Origin of the sequence: Dokdonia sp., assembly GCF_039945015.1 — a bacterium.
In the GTDB taxonomy this organism is placed as follows: domain Bacteria; phylum Bacteroidota; class Bacteroidia; order Flavobacteriales; family Flavobacteriaceae; genus Dokdonia.
Genome location: NZ_JBDUXP010000021.1, coordinates 426470 through 445329, shown reverse-complemented (window position 1 = coordinate 445329; position 18860 = coordinate 426470). Strand labels below are relative to the sequence as shown.

The window sequence follows — 18860 nt, the reverse complement described above, 5'->3', positions numbered from 1 at the left end:
ATAATATTATAATTTTTAAAAATCATACTATCATAGGTTTCATTTCACATTGTTTTTTAAATTAAAAGATGTATACTTCGACTTGGACGTATTTTAATTATTTATGATAAACGCTACTCATCATCATTACAAACTTTATAAACCTTACGGTTATATAAGCCAGATGCTTAGTAATGATGAACGGCAAGCTCGTAAAAAAAAGTTTTTGAGTTCATTATACAATTTCCCGAAAGGGATCATGGCCATAGGCAGACTTGATGAAAAATCTGAAGGATTGCTTTTAGTCACGACCGATGGTAAATTAAGTGATACGATTAATAGATCAGGAATAGAGAAAGAATACTATGCACAAGTTGATGGGGCAATAACGACAGAAGCCATAGATATTTTATGCAAAGGTGTAGAAATTGGTTTTAATGGAAAAAAATATACCACAAAGCCATGTATAGTCTCACAGTTAACTACATCACCTAATCTACCAGATCGTTCAAAAAAACTTAGAGATGATCGTCACGGTCCTACTACGTGGATACGGGTTATTCTTAAAGAAGGCAAATTTAGACAAGTCCGTAAAATGACATCTGCTGTAGGTTTTCCTACACTTAGGCTTGTAAGGGTACGCATAGGAAATTTAAAATTAGAAACATTGCAACCCGCTGAGGTAGAAGTGGTATCTGAGTCTATCATTCATTCACAAGTTCTCACAACTAATTCTTTGTAATGGTCTCATTATCTATTACTGAGATCTGACCTCTATATCGAATTGCATCTCTTTTAGTACTACTTACAAAAATAGATGCGCTACCAGAGCTATAGACTGTCAAGCTAATATCATATTGTTCTGAAGAACTATTTGCCTTAAACGTAATTACAGAAGAACGTTTATCATCATTATGAACTATTTTATACGATGAGATTTTTCCTTTATGTTTTATTCCTGCTGGTTGATTAAAACCTCCAGAGATTCTAACTACTCCAAAATAAGGTAAATGCATATCTATCTCATTTGTAGTCTTAAAAGTAATATACCCAGGATTGTTTACTAAGTTTACCTGTGTTCCACTGCGAGGATACATCCATACTGCATCAAAAAAATAGGCTCCGCCATCTAGCAATAGTTTTGTCTCTTCATATGCTTTAATAGCTTTTTCGAGTTTGAGTGCTTTACGTTCTGACCGTGTCTGCGACCAAGATACTTGAGTAAAAGAAAAAAGAAATAAGAATACTAGGATACCAGTTCTCATAATAATAACAATTAATAGTTCTTTTGTATATAATCAAAAACCATTCCTTAGTCTTAAGAATCACATACTACTTATAATTTATAGCTACAATATACGATTTGTGAATTTTCACAAGTTGTGTACTCCCTAATGACTCTTTTATATGTTTTAATGTATTATATGCAATAATCATATTACTATAAGATGGACTGCAACATAGTTTTTAATCCTTCGATATAACAAATCTCATAATACTATACCTTTTTTAATTATTCTTCCCATCCGTTTATACGAATAGGAAGTCCTTGGAGGGATGAATACATGACTTAACAATGGCATCCTTGCCACTTATTGGATTCTAGGATCTCCTATACTAGTAACAGTATGGACAGGAGTTGTGATCTTGATTTATACGCTTTCGCGAAAGCATATATACACACTTTTAAAATAAAACTGTAACACTTTAGTTTAAACACAGTCTCTATAATAAATCAACAACAAACATCAATCATAAAATTAACAGTCATGAGATCTAAGTCAATCATCGTTTTTATCCTAGCTATCTTTATTGGAACAAATGCAATCGCTCAACTGCGAGTAAAGCTATCCAGCGATATAATAACAAAGTCATTTGATTTTTCAAACTACACTAAACTTGACGTAGCTAGTGACTTTAAAGTGAATGTTAACTTATCACAAGGAAATGAAGACATTACAGTAAAAGCAAATAGTAATTTAATGCAGTACGTAACTGTGTATAAAGAGGGAAATACATTATTTTTAAGACTTAATAAAAATACGTGGTTTAAAGGAAAAATGGTTCTCGATGTAGCTATATCTACAGCCATGATTACAGATTATACTGCCTCATCTGATGCTGTTGTAATGCTCCAAACACCACTTACCACAGATACGGCACGTATAGACTGTAAAGGAGATGCTATTTTTGAAGGTGTACTCAATGTAGATACTTTAATCGTTCGTGCAAAATCTGATGCACAAGTTAAAGTATCAGGTTCTGCAAAAACAATGAAAGCAGATTTAAAATCAGATAGTGAGTTTAAAAACAAAGACTTTACAGTAAACGACCTAACAATTTCTTTAAATGGAGATAGTCAAGCTATTGTTACAGTAACTAATACGCTGAATGCTACAGCAAATGGAGATAGTGAGTTACGCTATGCTGGTAATCCTTCAAAAGTACAACAGAGATCTAGAGGGGATTCTGATATCACAGCGATAAAGTAAAACATTTCAAAATCATAGAGAAAGCCTTGTAATCAAACAATTACAAGGCTTTTTTTTATATAACAATATATCATTACTCACCAGCTGTAAGCACATACTGAAGAAACTCAATGCCCATTTGTTCTCCAAAGCTAGAGTTTGTAAATAACACAGCGCCCCATTTACTATCTGGAGTAAAGAAGAATAAAGAGGTAAATTCTTGATCATTATTCCCTCCGTGTCCGTATACATTTCCAAAAGGAAAAGCCCCTATATAGAACCCTAGAGTTACATGAGAAATTCCCATCGCTTTATTGGGATTATCATCGGGTAATTCGGTTTGTTTCTTAAATAACTCTTCATAGCCTTTACTAGATAATCCTTCTTTATTCATCCAAGCAATCATAAGTTTTGCCCAATCTTTTGCTTCAGAATTAACACCATAAGCTGCTCCAAATTCATTATCTCCTTGATTACTTACCGGAAGCCAAGCACCATTTTTAAATGCCTGTGCCTTATTCTTTTGATTCTTGCGATTAGGAATATAACGAGTTACTTCAAGACCAAGTGGTTTTGCAACTTGTTTATGAAATCTCTTTTGTAATCCTACAGCATCGGTTTTTAATAGTTTTTGAAGTACTAAAGCTAAGTATTGATAGCCTTCTCCAGAATATTGGAACTGAGTTCCTGGATCAAAATCAATGGTAAGACCTGTCCTTCCGTCTTGATCACGCCAATTTGGAAATCCAGTTTTATGCGACAAAACCATACGTGCGGTGATCATCTTATAACGTTCATCATGGGCAATGTCTTCATATGGTAAATATGTATATAAAGGCGTATCTAAGTCTAGAACCCCTTTCTCTACAAGTTGCATCACAAAAAATGAGAAAAGAGGTTTTGATAATGAGGCACCTTCAAAAATAGTTTTTGTGGTCATAGGCGTATCTGGAGCGCTATAACCTTTTACTGTATGATATACGACCTTCCCATCATTGATGATTGCTAGGGAGATTCCAGGTGTATTTGTAGTTTCCATTTGCGTATCAAAAAAGGCATTGATGGAAGCGGTAGAAATTGTTGTACCAACGGGCGTTTTAACAACCTGTGCTTGTGTAGAAAAGCTTACAAGCAATAGGATGGTACATTTAATAAGGATGTGCATGTCTGTTGTTTTTTGATTAATACGCTGTAAAAATCAATAAGTAGGCACATATATAAAAGTAGAAAAAGATGAACTGGGTTTAAATTAAGACGAAGGAGTTTTGTACATATACAAACACGCTATCGATCTAACCAGATTCTAAAGTTTGCAGTCGTACCAGAGCTAGTCATTACTTTTTCTTTGACTCCCTGTACATTAAGTAATAATCTATTCTTAAAATGATTCTCCATCTCAAGAATGTAATTGAGTTGTACCAACTGACTTCTATTAATTCGGAAGAATTTTGAAGGATCTAGTGTTGCATATATACTTCCTATATTTTGTGAGTATAAGTGCGTTTTTCCTTCACAATCTATGAGTTTACAAAAATCACCTTCGGCTACTACTACTGCAATTTTTTCAGTTTCTAATAAGTGAATTCCTTTTTTACTTTTAATCACAAATCTTTTTTTATAAACACTTGATATACTTTTTATTTCGTCTTTTATCTCACTAAAAACTTTAACATCAGGAACGTTATTCTTTTCAGTATTAAACAGTGTTTTATATTTCAGAAATGCTTGTGTAATATCTTCTTGATTATAAGGTTTTAAAATATATGCAATACCGTTACTTTTAAACGCTTTAAAAAGATATTCATCATATGCCGAACAGAAAATAATAGGAGTCTTTATGGTCACATTTTCAAAAATTTCAAACGAGACACCATCTAATAATTGAATATCAGAAATGATGAGATCATACGTATGAGTTTCTAAAAAATGAGTAGCTTCTGTAATTGACCTTGCCCAGTCATAGGTGAAGTCATCATTAAAATGATGATTCATATGTGCCCTTAATTTCTCAAAGGCAGGGATTTCGTCTTCTATGATAAGGAGGTACATTATAAGGTGTTTGTTAAGTTTACAAGCGGTAAGCGTACTTCAAAGTGAGTAGCAGTTTCAACAATAGAAATTGTCTTATCTAGTAATAACTCGTAACGCTCTTTTAAGTTTTTAAGTCCTGTGCCTAGGGATTCGACAGTGTTCTTGGTGGTAGCACTTTTAGAATTGGTAAGCACTACAGCTGTTTCAGTGATTTTAAGGACTGTATTCACAGGAGATCCGTCTATAATTTTATTATGCTTTACTACATTTTCTATAATGGTTTGAAGTGCTCCTGATGGGATATACGCTTTCGCGAAAGCGTACTCCTCCTCCACCTCAAAGGTATACGCATTTCCAAATCGAGTCTTAATTAAATAGAAATAATCGTTTGCCATAGCAAGTTCTTCTGTGAGTGTAACAATATCATCCTCTCTAGTTGTTATAAGGTATCGATATAATGATGATAAACGAGCGATATACTCTTTTGCCATTTTTGGGTCTGAATCTATAAGAGCATCGACCGTATTTAGGTTATTAAATAAAAAATGCGGACTTAACTGCGATCGTAATAGCTTGAGTTCATTATCTTTTTGTTGTGCAGTTACTGTAGCTAATGATGCTTGATTCTCAAAATACTTCTTAATCATAATTACTAGAAAAGGCATAGCAAGATCTGAAGAAGAATAATAAAAACTGTGTATGATTATATAACCAACCGATGGCAAATCACTCCAAGTACGGCCAGAACCTAGGTAATCACGTAGCAAATCAATAAACCCTGTAAGGATAAGCGCTCCAATGCTTAGGAGTATAAATAATGCATACTGTTGTCTTTCTACAAAAAACTTTTGTGCGATCCAACGTATCATAAATAAAGCTGCAAGCGTTTTAAGTATGATAATAGGGACATCAAATACAATTTGACCTAATGAATAGTTTTCTGTGTAAAATTTCAAAACCAACCATATCAACATTAACACAGAGAAAATGACAATAAGTTTGTAGTCAGATTTATTAAACTTGAGTGAAATCATACTATAAAAGTAAAGTAATGTTTTTCACTTTTATGCATATCAATATGTGTAAAACGATGAATCGGGTTAAAAAAACGTTTAAAGATCTTACGTATGGTAATTCCGATATTAATTTCTAGTATCAAAAACACCCGTATACCATATTTCAATACCGTCTTCGCTTTTAATTTTTAATTTAGGTTTTTTATCATAGCTGATCACTGTTGTAAAGGAATAACGAACATTATTTACTAAACCTTGATAGGTAGCTGTCATTGTTTGTTCTTTATCAGATGCTATAACATTATAGTTTTTTATATCAAAATCTTTAAATAATCGTATTCTTTCTCCTATAGCTTTATACCAAACGATTTCATCAAGTTCGCCTTCATTGCCTCTAACATATAAAATTCCAGCAGCAAAATCACTCACTTTTATATTTGAAGATACTATCTTGCGAATTGCAAAGCCAAATTGCCCAATCTCCATCGCTTTTTTAGAAGCTTCAAATTTGGATTTCTTTTTTTCGAGTTTTATTTCTTTTTTGGATTTCTTTTTTTCTTGAGCTATACTTGAGTTTACAAGAAAAATTGCTACACATAATAAGAGTATATATTTTTTCATAATAGAAGATAAGTTACCTATGATAAGCAATTAAAAATAGATGATTTATAGATGAAAAAAGTAATTACCGATAAATTTACACTAATCGTTATTGTCTTATAAGTAATAAGTATACAGAAAACACTAAAACGAAAGCTTAGCCACAATCTCTTCATTGTCTGCCTTAACAAGTCTAATAATTTGCGTTTCTTTTGTTTCCTTATTGGTTCCAAAATATTTAAATACCGTTACTTTCATAAAAGTTGGTGTCTCTACTTTTTGATAACGAGATCCATAGTACTTTACTTTTATATAATAATCCCCTTTGACAGCATTTTGCACAGTATATTCCTCTGGTCCAAAACCTTGTGTCATATCTTGAGACATCTTCCCTCCTATTGCTGTTCTATTATGACTGTAATAACATTCTTCTAGATTTGGATCGATTATATGCAAATCAATATCAGTATCATTATGATTCCAATCTACGACAACACGTATATCCATTGGACTTGCATCTTTATAATGCGTAGGAATACTGTCTAGTTTTAAATCATTTTTATATTCTCCAATAAGATGCTTTATTTCATTTTCTGAAATAGTTTTTACGCCTTCAAAAATACGTCGCTGATTGTTTTTATAAATACTTCCGTCTACTATAGACATTAATAAATCTAGTGCTTCTTGACATTTTCCTATGTTTTCATAGGCAAGCGCAAGATCTCTATAGGATTGAGAATCTTCTGGTCGTAATTCTAAAATACGTTGAAAAACAAAAGCAGCAATTTCATGAGCATCTTCTAACTGCATTTGATATCCAAATACTTTAAGAAGCTCGTAATTATCTCCATCTATCTCTGGAATATTAGATACAATACGCCTTGCATATACTTGATGATTAAAAGAATCTTTAAAGAAGTTGGCTACATCTATAAAATAAGCAGGGACATCTTTATAAGAGATTCGTTGGATCAAATAGTATTCATACGCCTTTTCTACATTTTTAATCTCTCTTAATTCTTTGAGATATGGAGTGGTAATACGTCTATCTTTTACAATTAGTTTTCCGCTATACTTTGTATATCTTGGAGTTACATCTACTGGTGTGGTAGGAGTTTGACCATTATCTGGAATCGTTACTGTTATAGGTAAATTATAGATAACACTTACTTTTTTTCCATCTTGCATTCCTGGTTTCATTTTAGGAAGCAATTGTATGACACGTGTTGCTTCATCTTCCAGTGCTTGATTAGGTGCTCTAACTCTTATGTTTTTTACAGCTCCTTTTTTATTTATTTCAAATTGCACATAAATACGTGCTATGCCTGGAAGTAATTCTTGTTCATTTGCATACACAGACTCTCTAAAATTTTCTCGTACAAAACTCCCAATCTTCTCTTTGACACATTCTTTCTTGGAAATAACATCTTCACACCCAGGATACATAGGTGGTTCTCCTATAGTAGCAAAAGGAACAGCTCCATTAGACAAAGCCAAATCTAGCGCCGAACTTTCTACTTCTCTATAGCCATGATCAACATCTTCATCATCTATACCTAGTCCATCATATCTAGCTGCATTAGGAGAAGCAGAAAATTGATATGAAATACTTTCTTCAACCATTTCCTCTACCTCAACTATTTCTATAGTCTCTGGAATAGGCGGTGGAGCTAAATTATTCATTTCGCTATTTCTAAATGTAGATGATCTTTCTGCTCTTGCAGACTCAACAGCCCGTCTTAGCATTTTTTTACGTTCTGACTCTTTATCCTTAGAGGCTTCCACTTGTGCAAGAATACGATTATACGCTTCTAGTAATTCTGCTGGAGGTGTAATTTTGTAACGCACATAGTCCATGACATCATCTAGTACTATTAAAGAAGTATAATCTGTCACTAGTTGGTATGAGGTTCCTAAGGTCGTTATTGCCTCTTTATTATCCTTTGAATCTTCAGCAAGTACATCTAACTTCTTTTTTGCCCATAGTCGTTTTATGATATCGCTTTTCGCGAAAGCGTCATCAACCTCAATAGAAATTTCTTTTGAAACCTTATTATTATACCCAAATTGCAAGGTGATACGATCACCACTGTTCACTCCTTTTGCCGCAATAGAAAAATCATTGCTAACTACTTGAGGTGTTTTAGGATAGATTTCTGCCGTTTTATTTGAAGTTGTATACCCTAAAAATTTAAAAGATTGTTCTGAGAGTACTTTTAGCGCTTCATTTGTTGTTGTCGTTGTGAGATCTATATATCCTCCTTGCGTATCATTTGCAAGTTTTCGTAACGCTGGGTGATTTGATTTTACAACACTATTGATTGTAAAAGCAGGTACACTACTGTACATATCTAGTTCGCTAAGCGTATACATCCCATCTGTAGACAACAATGTTACTCCACTACGCACAGACCTTGATGATAGGATAGAATAATCGGTTCCTCCGTCATAAGTCGTATTTTCTAAGATATGTTGTAATGTGTCCCAATTCCCATTTTTAATCACAAATGACTTTTCTATCTGGATCGTATTGCTATAGGTAACTAGATGAACTTTTACAGAACCTAATTGTTTAAAATAAGTATTAAGTAGTGCTATTTCTTTATCAAGATCTCGTTCTTTCATACTAAGAGATGTATCCCAAAATAAAGTAACTTCATCTGGCTGTATACGTTGTCTCTTTTCTATATCAATAGCGGTATACATATATACATATTCTTGATCTCGTAACTGTTTTGCCTTTGTCTCTATTGGGATCTGTATACGTATGGATGTATTAGGCGTAAAATGCTCTTTATGTAATGTGCTTTTATAATTACGTTGCCAAGGCGTAAATCCAAGCCCTTTTATAGCACCTTTTTCTATAACAGGCTTTGTCGCCTGATCTAATACAGTAATTGATAAGTCAAAATTTTCTAACTCGTTTTGAAAAGCTAATGGTAAATCGTAATAATGTTTTCCTTCTGTAAGTTTTAGTTCTTGCTCATATGCAAGTACAATACGTTTATGGCCTTTTGCAGGGATAGGGTAAATACGTGCTTTATAGTTATTACCCGTTCCTTTTTCTAGTAATGCAGGATCTACTCTTCTTCGCACTACAGCTTCAAAAGCAATACGTCCTAATTCTTTATCTACTACGACAGCTTCTCTTAACTTCCCATTAATATCTAGTGCAAAACGAGAAACAGAAAACCCATCCCCTAATGGAAAATCAAGCTCTCCTTCTAGAATGGAAGTAGTTGGGTTGTAAAACAACATGTCATAAGTGGTCGTTGCAATATTTCCAGTAACAACAACATCAACCTTTAAAGAAGAGAGTCCTAAGGGTTTATTATCGACTTTGACAACAGGGATTTTTTGGGCATACGAAATCGTACAAAGGCATATGAGCCATAACAAAACAGCGTTTTTCATAATTGATGGTTTTAAAAATGAAGTCTTGGAAGGTTGATTGCGATTAAATCAAGTATTATGCCAATTCATTTTTGATCTATTCTGGTAGGGTATATAACGTAGGTTTTGTAATTCCTATTTCTTTAAAATGTTCTTTATTCATTTCAAAGTGAGATAATGTAGCATCATTCAGGTATTCTTCAAGGGTTTCCATTCCCAATAATGCTCTGCGTTCGTTTACATTCGCACGGTCTTCTAAATCTTTAATATACGCTTGTCCCAGTTCATTAAAATCACGCTGTGTCCCATATAACTGAGGTCTTCCTGTATTTACACGCACACGATCCGTAAGTAATCCAACATGAGCTGGATTTGCATTGGTTACTTCTACTTGTTTTTTCAAGAGTTTTAAAACGTGTTCCTGCCATACAGGGTCAAAATCTGAATGTTGTACCATCACCCAAAAGTTAGACTCACCTTCTTCTCCCACCCTATTATATCCTAGATATCCTATAGAGTCAACTATCTTTTTAAGAAATTTTTGATGTGATCTATTCACACTATCACGAAGTATCATCCAGGTATCCCAATCTCCTTCATGTTTTCCTTGCGGAATTCCCGCATACAATTGATCCACTTCGGTCATTTTACTAAGCCTTGTGGCTAATTCTTTATCAAAAGCGACAACTTCTTTAGGTGTTGGTGTATGTTTAGCTTCTTTACAAGCAGCTAGACATATAAATCCAATAAGTAGTAATAACGGTCTCATAAACTCTTATTTTGTAGCTACGGCCCATTTTGTCTTAAAGTTACTAGTTTCCATTTTTTCAAGCTGTTCTTCTATTTGTGTATCAGTCATACCTGCATCTTTCATAAACGAAATGGTATTCTCATCTCGTAACATTTTTTGTCTAAGAACTCCTGTAGTGCCTACAATGGCAACCCAACCATGAGGCTTATTATTTACAAGAAACATGGATGGATCTAGATTTAGCTCTGGTTGAACCGCAGAGGATCCTTGTCCATAAATAGATGGGATTTGTGCAAATACATGACCTTGATGTATCGAAATAAAACCAGCGTCAGACCAATGCTCTAATACATACGTACTTTCATCTGTTGGATTGAGCAATTCCATTTCCCAGCCTACACGTATTGGGTTTCCGTTTCGTACAAGTTGTATCAATGTTTCTAGATCTCCTGAACTACGATTTCCATCTTTATCTGCTTCATAAATAACGGTATATGCACTTTGAATGTCACTCTTTAATGTTTTAGTTTCTTGAGCTTCAATGTTATTAAAGCACAATGCTAGCATAAAATAGATAATTTTTCTCATGATTGGTGGTTTAGTTATCACGAAAATATCTAACTCTCCCAGAGCGTCTTGCCAATGTTATGATAAATATGTCTCAAGGATTTGTTAAATGGATTTCTTCCACTTTTAATCTATACCCCTTTAGTCATTCACATATGTAGTTAAAAGATAGATAAACACTTAACATTTCTTTCACGCAAGTGTATGTGCATTTTAACTACTTTTATCTTAAAACCAACAACATGAGAAAGACACTATTAACTATGGCATTAGGGCTGTTGCTAACACCTCTATTTGCTAGCACTTCGAACACAGATGGGTTTATCACAGGAAATCCTGAAATAAGTTCTATAAACGCTATGACATTTGGCCCAGAAGGGATTCTCTTTATTGGAGATAGTAATGGCGCACAAATTGTGGCTATAGACATGAGTACTGCTTCAAAAGCTAACAATGAAAAATTACGTATTCCTGATATAGAATTATTACTAAGCGAACTTCTAGGATCCGATAGCGATCAAATACAAATTATAGATATGGTTGTAAATCCTGCCAATGAAAACATATATATTGGCGCACAACATAGTTCTGGAAAATCACTACTCTTTTTGGTCAATAATAATTCATTAGAAATGGTACCGTTACATTCGGTTTCTTATACAAAGACAGCTGTTTCTAATGTAGTTGCTTCAGATGCAAAAGACAGACGCGGAAGACCTTTACGTAAATGGACAATCTCTGATCTAAAGTATGACAATGGACAAGTTATGTTATCTGGCCTGAGTAATGCCGAATTTGCATCTACTTTTAGATCTATTCCGTTTCCTTTTACTCAAAAACAAAATGAAAGCTCACTAGAGATCTATCACGCAGCACATGGTCAATATGAGACTGCCTCGCCCATTAAAGCGTTTACAACAACTCAAATTAATAATAAGCCGCACCTTATCGCGAGTTACACCTGTACTCCGCTTGTTATATTCCCAATAAGTGAATTAAAACCAGGAGCACATACTAAAGGTCGCACCGTAGCCGAATTAGGAAACTGGAACACACCGCTAGATATTATAGAAATGGAAAAAGAAGGCGCTCGTTATATCTTAATGGCAAATACAAATAGAGCTTTAATGAAAATTAAAGTAGCAGATATTGAGTCTTTTGGAGATTCATTAACAACTCCTGTAAGCGAACGTGCAGATACAGCTGGTGTTGATTTTATTAATTTACCATTTGTAAATGTGCAACAATTAGATAAGCTTAATGATACTGAATTTGTATTTATTCAGCGAGAAGCATCAGGAAAGTTAGCATTAAAAACGAGTAATAATCGCTGGTTATAATAGGGCTTTTTATAGATGTACATCACTTTTGTAAAAAGAATCACATTTAGTATACTACTTTTAATAAAAACCTTGGAGATGACTGCTCAATCTCCAAGGTTTTCTTTTACAAGTGATGCCATTATATTAGAAATATCTGAAAATAAAAAAGCGCCAATTTTTAAAGTATATAAGGGGTTATACACTTCTGAAGGTCAAATTTATGGAAAGAAGGCAATACTAGGAAGCTTTACTCAAAACACAACAAACGTTCATTTTATTCCGTTACTTCCTTTTCAAAAAAATAGCAATTATACGATTGTTTACAAGAACCAATTGTATTCATTCATCATACCGCTTGCCCCTTCTTACAATCATTTACAGGTTGAAACTTTGTATCCCAATACAACGGTAGTACCATCCAACTTTTTAAAATGGTACATACGATTCTCAAAACCAGTAAACCCTTCAAAAATATACGAACATATTCACCTTATAAATAATCATACAAATACAGAAGTAAATAGAGCCTTACTACCTCTTGAAACTCCATTACTATCTAATGACGGCACACTACTTACCTTATGGATCGAACCTGGACGACAAAAAAGAGATCTCGGTCCCAATAAACGGCTAGGTGAAGTGCTTATACCAGAAACATCGTATACCTTGATCATTGATAAAGATCTAAAAGATCATCAAGGAATTCCTATGAAAATGGAGTATAAACATGCATTTACTGTGAGTACATCAGATAGAGTAAAACCAACAATTACTTCTTGGAAACTACACCTTCCCTCATCAAAAACAAAAGAAGAATTACACATAGATTTTCAAGAGTTATTGGATTTTGGTAGTCTACAAAACACCATAAGCATTATAGATGGATCTGGAAATATTATTGCCGGAGAATTCACAATAAAAACAAATCAAAAAAATGCATATTTCAAACCTTTAAGTAATTGGAAAAAAGGAAATTATACTATTTTATATAAACCAATTATTGAAGATATTTCTGGTAATAATTTGGAACGTTTATTTGATAGAGATATTACTATAAAAGCAACTCCTCCATTACTAAAACACTCTTTTATTATAAAATAAGGTACTTCTATTTTTGCAGTTCTTTATCAAGCCATTGTACATAATCTATTGCAGCTTGAAGTATATCATTATCACCTCCATTGGTATCATTAACTACGATGGTGCAATTATATACTGGAAAATGTATATAAACTGTTCCCCAAAAGCCAGAATGAAGATACCCTACGATTCCTGATTTTCTTCCTATGATACTATCTATACCTAATCGGTATTCTGGTAGTGATTTTCCTTGTTTTGTAAATTCTTTAGTAAGTAACATTACTTCTAGTGTCCCTTCTTTCTCAAATACTTGATTATTAAAGAGTGCCTGTATAAAAACGCCTACATCTCTGGTTGTAGAAGCAAGTCCGCCACCGCCATATAAATCTACAGAATTATCCCAAGTAGATGCATCAACATCTCCCATATATCGTTTTACGTGTGGCAATAACCCTGCAGGCTCTTCTTCAAGACTCTCTAACCAAGTAGATGACATGCCGAGTTCTTCAAATTTTAAAAGAATACGAAGACCTTCGGCGAGGCCTGTATTCATTAGTTTTTCTATAGTTTCTCCTAAAAGAATATACCCAGTATCACTATAATGATATGTAGTTCCAGGAAGACCTTGTGGCTTTCCATGATCCATTGCAAATTGCAATTGCTCGGTGCGAGTCCATCGCCTTGAGGGATCTTTACTCGCCTCTGCTATATAGTCTGGACCACCTTCGGCATAATCAAAAAGCCCACTCGTATGCATCATACACTGTCGTAACGTGATCTTTTCAGGGGTATATCCACCATTTTTTAAAATAGAGATATGCTCTTTTGAAATATAGTTGGTAATCGGATCATCTATAGACAAGAGTCCTTTTTCGCGTAAGCGTAATACAGCAACAGCAACAAACGTCTTTGTAAGACTTGCAATACGAAAAGGTTGTGTAGCTTGTAATGGAGTATCTTTTTCTACACTATCAAATCCAGCAGCTCCCGAAAAATCAAAGTCTAGTTTTGGAGAAAGCACTGTTAAGGATACCCCTACTGTAGTCGCATCAGGTCGTGACACTTCTTTTTGCAACATGCTTGTAAAATTTACAGCTGGATCACTGTGGTAGTTAACAGCTGTTTTCTTTGTAGAGACACAGCTTACAAAGAAAAACAGGCAACATATGATTGTATATTTAATACTCATTATAATTGTTTTTTGCAAAGATTACGCTTTCGCGAAAGCTACCATTGTAAAAATTCGTCAAGAATATTGAGGTCGCACTTGAATAAAGGCTGGCGTTTGTAATAATTGCGCAGGTGTAAATGAAGTGTATCGCTTTATTTCTTTAATAAAATGACTTTGATCATAGTATCCATATGTGTGGACATAATGTTGCCAGTCTGCATTTTGAGTAATATACAACTCTCGTACTGCTTGTTTATACCGTTGTAAAGATTGATATCGCTTAGGTGTTAAACCAGCATCTCTTTTAAAATGTCGCTCTAACGTAGAATATGAATACTTAGTTACATCCATAATTGTTTTCAAATCACAGGTAGGGCTTATTTCTTGTGCCATTTCTATCATAAACCCTTCACGCTCTTTTTTATAATGTGTGATAAACCATTGATCTAATTGATCTGCTATTTCTGTAGATGATATTGTTTTTAGGTATGTTCTAAAGCTTTCCATCTTAGTTCCAAAAATATCATCTGTAAAAGCGATAGAATCTTTCATTAAATCATCAGAACTAACATCTAAGAATGGTTTTAACGAAGAAAGCCCTCTAGATTTAAACTTTATAATAATGCAAGAAGTAAGATGTGTTAAGTCCATCACTACTTCTTTATGTATAAAACTAAAGAGCTGACTCTTATCAGATCGATAGCGTTTACCCATATAATCTATGGTATAGTATCCTCCTAAAACAATAAGCATATCGGGCGTTATCCCTGGATATGCGTACATATGACTGTTACCATATGACAATTGTGCTATATCCTGTACAATCCAATAGTGATCGATATGACGTTGTAACTCTGGGATTTTAGGTTCAAAAAGCATGAAGATGATTTAGTATACTATGATAGACGCAGTTTACACGATTTTGTGACAACATATTAGGTAATAATTAAAAAGTAATTTCCCATACAATTATTCTATCAAGCCATTTTTTATGCCAATCTAAAAAGTTTTTATTTTCAGCATAATGAGCTCTAAAATAAGATGGAAGCAAAATATTATACCTCTCTTCAATCATCGTAACTTCAACTTCAGTTGCTGGCTTAGATAAGAAGTAATTATGCGCTTTTGCTTCAAACATCAGATAATCTGAATCTTTCTTTCTTGCTTGAAACAATTTATCCTTAATTCTATGAATTTGTTTTTCGAAATTCATTTAGACTGGTGTTATATTTTAGCTTGGTAAGTATATAAATCAAAATATCTCCCTTCTAAAGCAATGAGTTCTTCGTGAGTTCCTTGCTCTGCGATACGTCCTGATTCTATCACCAGAATTTGATCTGCTTTTTTAATCGTACTCAAACGGTGTGCAATAACAATGGTGGTTCGGTCTTTTACAAGCTCTGCAAGTGATTTTTGGATCAAAGCTTCGCTTTCTGTGTCTAGATTTGAAGTCGCCTCATCTAGAATAATAATCTTAGGATTAGCTAGAATAGCTCTAGCAATGGCTATACGTTGTCGTTGTCCTCCAGAAAGTTTAACTCCTCTTTCCCCTATTAATGTATCAAGACCATCATCAAAACGATCTGTAAACTCATCTACATACCCAGCTTTTACAGCACGTTGTAATTGCTCCTCACTCGCATCAGGTCTAGGAAATAAAATATTTTCTCGTATGGTTCCCTCAAATAAGAACTCGTCTTGTAAAACAACACCTAAATGCTTTCTAAAGCTACTTAGCCTTACTTTAGATATATCTTGACCATCTATAGAAATGGTTCCAGAATCTGAATTTAAAAATGTAGCACTAAGACCCGCAATCGTAGACTTCCCAGAGCCTGAACTTCCTACAAGTGCAATTACAGAACCTGCAGATGCTTCAAAACTCACATTGTGAATCACTTCTTTACCTTCTTCATAAGCAAAAGAAACATTGTCAAAAACTAGATTTCCTTTAAAATCATCTAGTACTACAGTACGGTCACCTAGTTCATCCTCCGGAGTCATATTCATAAGTTCCTCGGTACGATCTAATCCAGCCAGAGCCTCTGTGAGTTGACTCCCTATATTACTCATCTGTACAATAGGTGCTATCATAAAACCTAGCAGAAGTGTAAATAATAAAAAGTCACCTGTTGTCATTTCGCTTTGAATCATATAGTATCCGCCTATTCCCATAATTCCTACAGAAGCAAGCCCTAATAAAAAGGTAGAAGAACTTGTCATAAGCGCAGTAGCCGTTAAACTCTTTTTTACATTTTGGAACAAAAGATCAACGCCCTTTTCAAAGGATTTATTTTCTTGATCTTCGGCATTAAACCCTTTTATCACTCGAACACCAGCAAGCGTTTCTGTTAGTCTTCCCTTTACCTCTGCATTAATTTTTCCTCTATTTCTAAAAATAGGACGGATGTACTTAAATGCTTTCAATGCTACAAAACCAAATATAGCTACAGGAAGAAATACAAATAATGTCATCCAAGCATTGATTTGAATAAGGTAAACCAACGATATTACAGCCGTAATAGTACCACCTACCAATTGAACCAATCCTGTACCTATAAGATTACGTACACCCTCTACATCACTCATAATACGAGATACCAAAGCTCCAGATTTTGTATTATCAAAAAAACTAATAGGTAATGACAATACTTTTTTCTGCACCTGCGCTCGTAATTCTGATATCACATATTGTGCTTGTACGCTCAAAATACGTGTAAGTAAAAAGGAAGTGATTGCTTGTATTAATAATGCAAAACCTACAATCCATAAAAGTCCATATAATCCTTCCATATCTTTATTGGGAACGACATCATCTAATAATTCTTTAGACATTAGTGGCAATACAAATCCGGCTAATCTCCCTATTGTAATTAGAATCAATCCAATAAAAACCAACTTACGGCGTGGCCAAATAATAGTTTTAAAGGCTTTGCCCATTGTAACCTTAGGTTTCTTTTTGGTATCTGTATCTTTTGGTGTGGTATGTTGGAATTCTCTCATGAGGGTGGCTACGTATTAAACACTATTCAAAGATACTTGAAATTGATGTGTATATGCTCTTAAAAAGAGAGGCATCTCCTATTCGTTTTATGAATACAAAACTAATAAGCAACCAAAAAGTTGCATATTAATTTATTTATTGTAATTTAGCAACTCATTAGTTGCATTAATCAAAAAACAATACTCATGAAAGACATCATTTCAAAAGAACAGTTATTTAACCATCCCATCCAGAAAGTGTGGGATGCTATTACAGATCAAGATCAGATCTCAACTTGGTTTATTCCTGCCGTTTTTAAAGCAGAAAAAGGAAGCCAATACACCTTTAACGCATCAGGAGGCGAATGTTCACCAATAAGCGGCGAAATACTCGAAGCAACTCCATATACGCTTATATATTCGTGGATTGTAGCAGAAAACCCTAAGAATACTATTGTAAAATGGGTATTAGAAGAAGTAGATGGCGGCACAAAACTATATTTAGAGCATTCAGGAATTTCAAATTATGAGGGGGAAACTGCTGTCGAGATGTTTGGAAGTTTTAATGGCGGTTGGGACAACTGTTTAAAAGGACTTACCGGTTATTTAAAAGACATCGTACATGCAGGATAATGTCACAAAAATATTAAAAGCGATTTCTGACCCCACAAGGCGTGAATTATTTCACGCCTTAGTGATCGCTGCTACTGCATTGCCTATCACTCAGGTCTCTGCTCAATTTAATATGACTAGACAAGGGGTTACAAAACATCTTAAAACATTAGAAAATGCAGGCTTGATTTGTATAGAAACCTCAGGACGAGAACGCTTTTGTAAGGCAGAAACAAAACCATTACAGGAAGTAAAAGATTGGTTAAGTTTCTATGAGCAATTCTGGGATACAAAACTAGATCAACTAGGTGCATTTTTGGATCAGAAAGGATAGCAAACGTATTATATATCTTTGGTAAGTTTATACACAATGTTTGTAGGAACAATGTCGTCTTTTATATCTGTAAGAGAAAAAGTGCGTTGTTCTAATAACCTTCTAGAAGGTTTGTTTTCTCTATGTGTATGAGCTACGATCATATGTAGATCTAAGGTATTAAAGCCAAAATCTACTACCCTTTCTAGTGCTTCCCCCATAAATCCTTTCCCTTGATATTCTGGGTGAAGGTCATACCCTACTTCAGCAGTTTTTCTGTCTTCAGAAAAGTGCCATAATGATATCGCTCCTATGTATTGTTCGGGGAATTCTTTTAATGCAAGCACCCAATAAATAGCTGTGCTAGTATCTCTATCTTTTAAGCGATCCTTAATAAATACATCTATATCTGCCAGCGTTTTTGGTGCTTCCCTAAATATGTATTTATTAAGTGCTGGATCAGTACGCATAAAGAATAATGTCTCTCTATCTACAGTAGCTGGAGCTCTTAATAACATTCTTTCTGTACGTAGAGATTCGTATGAACTAAAACTTATTTCTTGCATAAAAGT

General features: G+C 34.1%; 19 protein-coding genes. 6 read left to right on the top strand and 13 right to left on the bottom strand.

Translation table 11 applies throughout. The features are described from left to right. The first annotated feature begins 103 nt into the window (after positions 1-103). Complete coding sequence (locus ABJD27_RS18155) at positions 104-721, top strand: pseudouridine synthase (RefSeq protein ID WP_348164942.1); 618 nt, start codon at positions 104-106, stop codon at positions 719-721. On the opposite strand, the gene ABJD27_RS18150 is transcribed toward ABJD27_RS18155, so the two are convergent. After that, entirely contained in the window at positions 708-1244 is a 537-nt protein-coding gene (locus tag ABJD27_RS18150; RefSeq protein ID WP_348164939.1) for a DUF4251 domain-containing protein, read from the bottom strand. The genes ABJD27_RS18155 and ABJD27_RS18150 overlap by 14 nt on opposite strands. A gap of 504 nt (positions 1245-1748) precedes the next feature. On the opposite strand from ABJD27_RS18150, the gene ABJD27_RS18145 reads away from it, so the two are divergent. Continuing rightward, positions 1749-2471 (top strand): head GIN domain-containing protein, encoded by a 723-nt coding sequence (locus tag ABJD27_RS18145; RefSeq protein WP_348164937.1) that lies wholly within the window; start codon positions 1749-1751, stop codon positions 2469-2471. A gap of 73 nt (positions 2472-2544) precedes the next feature. Here the strand turns inward: ABJD27_RS18145 and ABJD27_RS18140 are convergent, their stop codons facing one another. From ABJD27_RS18140 to ABJD27_RS18110, 7 genes are all read right to left on the bottom strand, one after another. After that, the gene (locus ABJD27_RS18140) at positions 2545-3615 is read right to left on the bottom strand and encodes a serine hydrolase domain-containing protein (protein ID WP_348164934.1); all 1071 of its coding nucleotides are present in this window, start codon (positions 3613-3615) and stop codon (positions 2545-2547) included. Positions 3616-3734: 119 nt separating this feature from the next. After that, positions 3735-4499, bottom strand: coding sequence for a LytTR family DNA-binding domain-containing protein (locus tag ABJD27_RS18135; protein WP_348164931.1), 765 nt, complete (start codon positions 4497-4499; stop codon positions 3735-3737). After that, positions 4499-5437: a histidine kinase gene (locus ABJD27_RS18130; protein WP_348164928.1), complete on the bottom strand. Its 939-nt coding sequence runs from the start codon at positions 5435-5437 to the stop codon at positions 4499-4501. Before ABJD27_RS18130 ends, ABJD27_RS18135 begins: the two co-directional genes overlap by 1 nt. A gap of 186 nt (positions 5438-5623) precedes the next feature. After that, on the bottom strand, positions 5624-6118 hold the full coding sequence (locus ABJD27_RS18125; protein ID WP_348164925.1) for a hypothetical protein: 495 nt from the start codon (positions 6116-6118) through the stop codon (positions 5624-5626). Positions 6119-6241: 123 nt separating this feature from the next. Continuing rightward, positions 6242-9511 (bottom strand): VIT domain-containing protein, encoded by a 3270-nt coding sequence (locus tag ABJD27_RS18120; protein ID WP_348164922.1) that lies wholly within the window; start codon positions 9509-9511, stop codon positions 6242-6244. A 76-nt stretch (positions 9512-9587) separates the two neighbouring features. Then, complete coding sequence (locus ABJD27_RS18115) at positions 9588-10259, bottom strand: DUF6624 domain-containing protein (protein ID WP_348164920.1); 672 nt, start codon at positions 10257-10259, stop codon at positions 9588-9590. 6 nt (positions 10260-10265) lie between these two features. After that, positions 10266-10829 (bottom strand): hypothetical protein, encoded by a 564-nt coding sequence (locus ABJD27_RS18110; RefSeq protein WP_348164917.1) that lies wholly within the window; start codon positions 10827-10829, stop codon positions 10266-10268. A gap of 221 nt (positions 10830-11050) precedes the next feature. Here ABJD27_RS18110 and ABJD27_RS18105 point away from each other — a divergent pair, with 221 nt between their 5' ends. Together ABJD27_RS18105 and ABJD27_RS18100 are read left to right on the top strand one after the other, a co-directional pair. Next, the gene (locus ABJD27_RS18105) at positions 11051-12148 is read left to right on the top strand and encodes a hypothetical protein (RefSeq protein WP_348164914.1); all 1098 of its coding nucleotides are present in this window, start codon (positions 11051-11053) and stop codon (positions 12146-12148) included. A 78-nt stretch (positions 12149-12226) separates the two neighbouring features. Continuing rightward, a complete protein-coding gene (locus tag ABJD27_RS18100; RefSeq protein ID WP_348164911.1) occupies positions 12227-13231 on the top strand; it encodes a hypothetical protein in 1005 nt (334 codons plus the stop codon). 7 nt (positions 13232-13238) lie between these two features. On the opposite strand, the gene ABJD27_RS18095 is transcribed toward ABJD27_RS18100, so the two are convergent. From ABJD27_RS18095 to ABJD27_RS18080, 4 genes are all read right to left on the bottom strand, one after another. Next, positions 13239-14399 (bottom strand): serine hydrolase domain-containing protein, encoded by a 1161-nt coding sequence (locus tag ABJD27_RS18095; RefSeq protein ID WP_348164909.1) that lies wholly within the window; start codon positions 14397-14399, stop codon positions 13239-13241. A gap of 57 nt (positions 14400-14456) precedes the next feature. Then, entirely contained in the window at positions 14457-15260 is an 804-nt protein-coding gene (locus ABJD27_RS18090) for an AraC family transcriptional regulator (RefSeq protein ID WP_348164906.1), read from the bottom strand. 67 nt (positions 15261-15327) lie between these two features. Further along, the gene (locus tag ABJD27_RS18085; protein ID WP_348164903.1) at positions 15328-15594 is read right to left on the bottom strand and encodes a hypothetical protein; all 267 of its coding nucleotides are present in this window, start codon (positions 15592-15594) and stop codon (positions 15328-15330) included. Between the two features lie 11 nt (positions 15595-15605). Continuing rightward, a complete protein-coding gene (locus ABJD27_RS18080) occupies positions 15606-17384 on the bottom strand; it encodes an ABC transporter ATP-binding protein (protein ID WP_348164900.1) in 1779 nt (592 codons plus the stop codon). A 186-nt stretch (positions 17385-17570) separates the two neighbouring features. On the opposite strand from ABJD27_RS18080, the gene ABJD27_RS18075 reads away from it, so the two are divergent. Further along, the gene (locus ABJD27_RS18075) at positions 17571-17996 is read left to right on the top strand and encodes an SRPBCC domain-containing protein (protein ID WP_348164897.1); all 426 of its coding nucleotides are present in this window, start codon (positions 17571-17573) and stop codon (positions 17994-17996) included. Continuing rightward, positions 17986-18309, top strand: a complete 324-nt coding sequence (locus tag ABJD27_RS18070) for a metalloregulator ArsR/SmtB family transcription factor (RefSeq protein WP_348164894.1) — start codon at positions 17986-17988, stop codon at positions 18307-18309. Before ABJD27_RS18075 ends, ABJD27_RS18070 begins: the two co-directional genes overlap by 11 nt. 8 nt (positions 18310-18317) lie before the next feature. Here ABJD27_RS18070 and ABJD27_RS18065 read toward each other — a convergent pair whose 3' ends face one another. Continuing rightward, positions 18318-18854, bottom strand: coding sequence for a GNAT family N-acetyltransferase (locus ABJD27_RS18065; protein WP_348164891.1), 537 nt, complete (start codon positions 18852-18854; stop codon positions 18318-18320). Between the last annotated feature and the right edge of the window lie 6 nt (positions 18855-18860).

Coding starts and splice junctions, on each gene's coding strand:
- ABJD27_RS18090 (WP_348164906.1), bottom strand. CDS start 15,260: ATGCTTTTTGAACCTAAAATCCCAGAGTTACAACGTCATATCGATCAC.
- ABJD27_RS18135 (WP_348164931.1), bottom strand. CDS start 4,499: ATGTACCTCCTTATCATAGAAGACGAAATCCCTGCCTTTGAGAAATTA.
- ABJD27_RS18145 (WP_348164937.1), top strand. CDS start 1,749: ATGAGATCTAAGTCAATCATCGTTTTTATCCTAGCTATCTTTATTGGA.
- ABJD27_RS18105 (WP_348164914.1), top strand. CDS start 11,051: ATGAGAAAGACACTATTAACTATGGCATTAGGGCTGTTGCTAACACCT.
- ABJD27_RS18140 (WP_348164934.1), bottom strand. CDS start 3,615: ATGCACATCCTTATTAAATGTACCATCCTATTGCTTGTAAGCTTTTCT.
- ABJD27_RS18065 (WP_348164891.1), bottom strand. CDS start 18,854: ATGCAAGAAATAAGTTTTAGTTCATACGAATCTCTACGTACAGAAAGA.
- ABJD27_RS18115 (WP_348164920.1), bottom strand. CDS start 10,259: ATGAGACCGTTATTACTACTTATTGGATTTATATGTCTAGCTGCTTGT.
- ABJD27_RS18120 (WP_348164922.1), bottom strand. CDS start 9,511: ATGAAAAACGCTGTTTTGTTATGGCTCATATGCCTTTGTACGATTTCG.
- ABJD27_RS18150 (WP_348164939.1), bottom strand. CDS start 1,244: ATGAGAACTGGTATCCTAGTATTCTTATTTCTTTTTTCTTTTACTCAA.
- ABJD27_RS18075 (WP_348164897.1), top strand. CDS start 17,571: ATGAAAGACATCATTTCAAAAGAACAGTTATTTAACCATCCCATCCAG.
- ABJD27_RS18085 (WP_348164903.1), bottom strand. CDS start 15,594: ATGAATTTCGAAAAACAAATTCATAGAATTAAGGATAAATTGTTTCAA.
- ABJD27_RS18070 (WP_348164894.1), top strand. CDS start 17,986: ATGCAGGATAATGTCACAAAAATATTAAAAGCGATTTCTGACCCCACA.
- ABJD27_RS18155 (WP_348164942.1), top strand. CDS start 104: ATGATAAACGCTACTCATCATCATTACAAACTTTATAAACCTTACGGT.
- ABJD27_RS18080 (WP_348164900.1), bottom strand. CDS start 17,384: ATGAGAGAATTCCAACATACCACACCAAAAGATACAGATACCAAAAAG.
- ABJD27_RS18095 (WP_348164909.1), bottom strand. CDS start 14,399: ATGAGTATTAAATATACAATCATATGTTGCCTGTTTTTCTTTGTAAGC.
- ABJD27_RS18100 (WP_348164911.1), top strand. CDS start 12,227: ATGACTGCTCAATCTCCAAGGTTTTCTTTTACAAGTGATGCCATTATA.
- ABJD27_RS18110 (WP_348164917.1), bottom strand. CDS start 10,829: ATGAGAAAAATTATCTATTTTATGCTAGCATTGTGCTTTAATAACATT.
- ABJD27_RS18125 (WP_348164925.1), bottom strand. CDS start 6,118: ATGAAAAAATATATACTCTTATTATGTGTAGCAATTTTTCTTGTAAAC.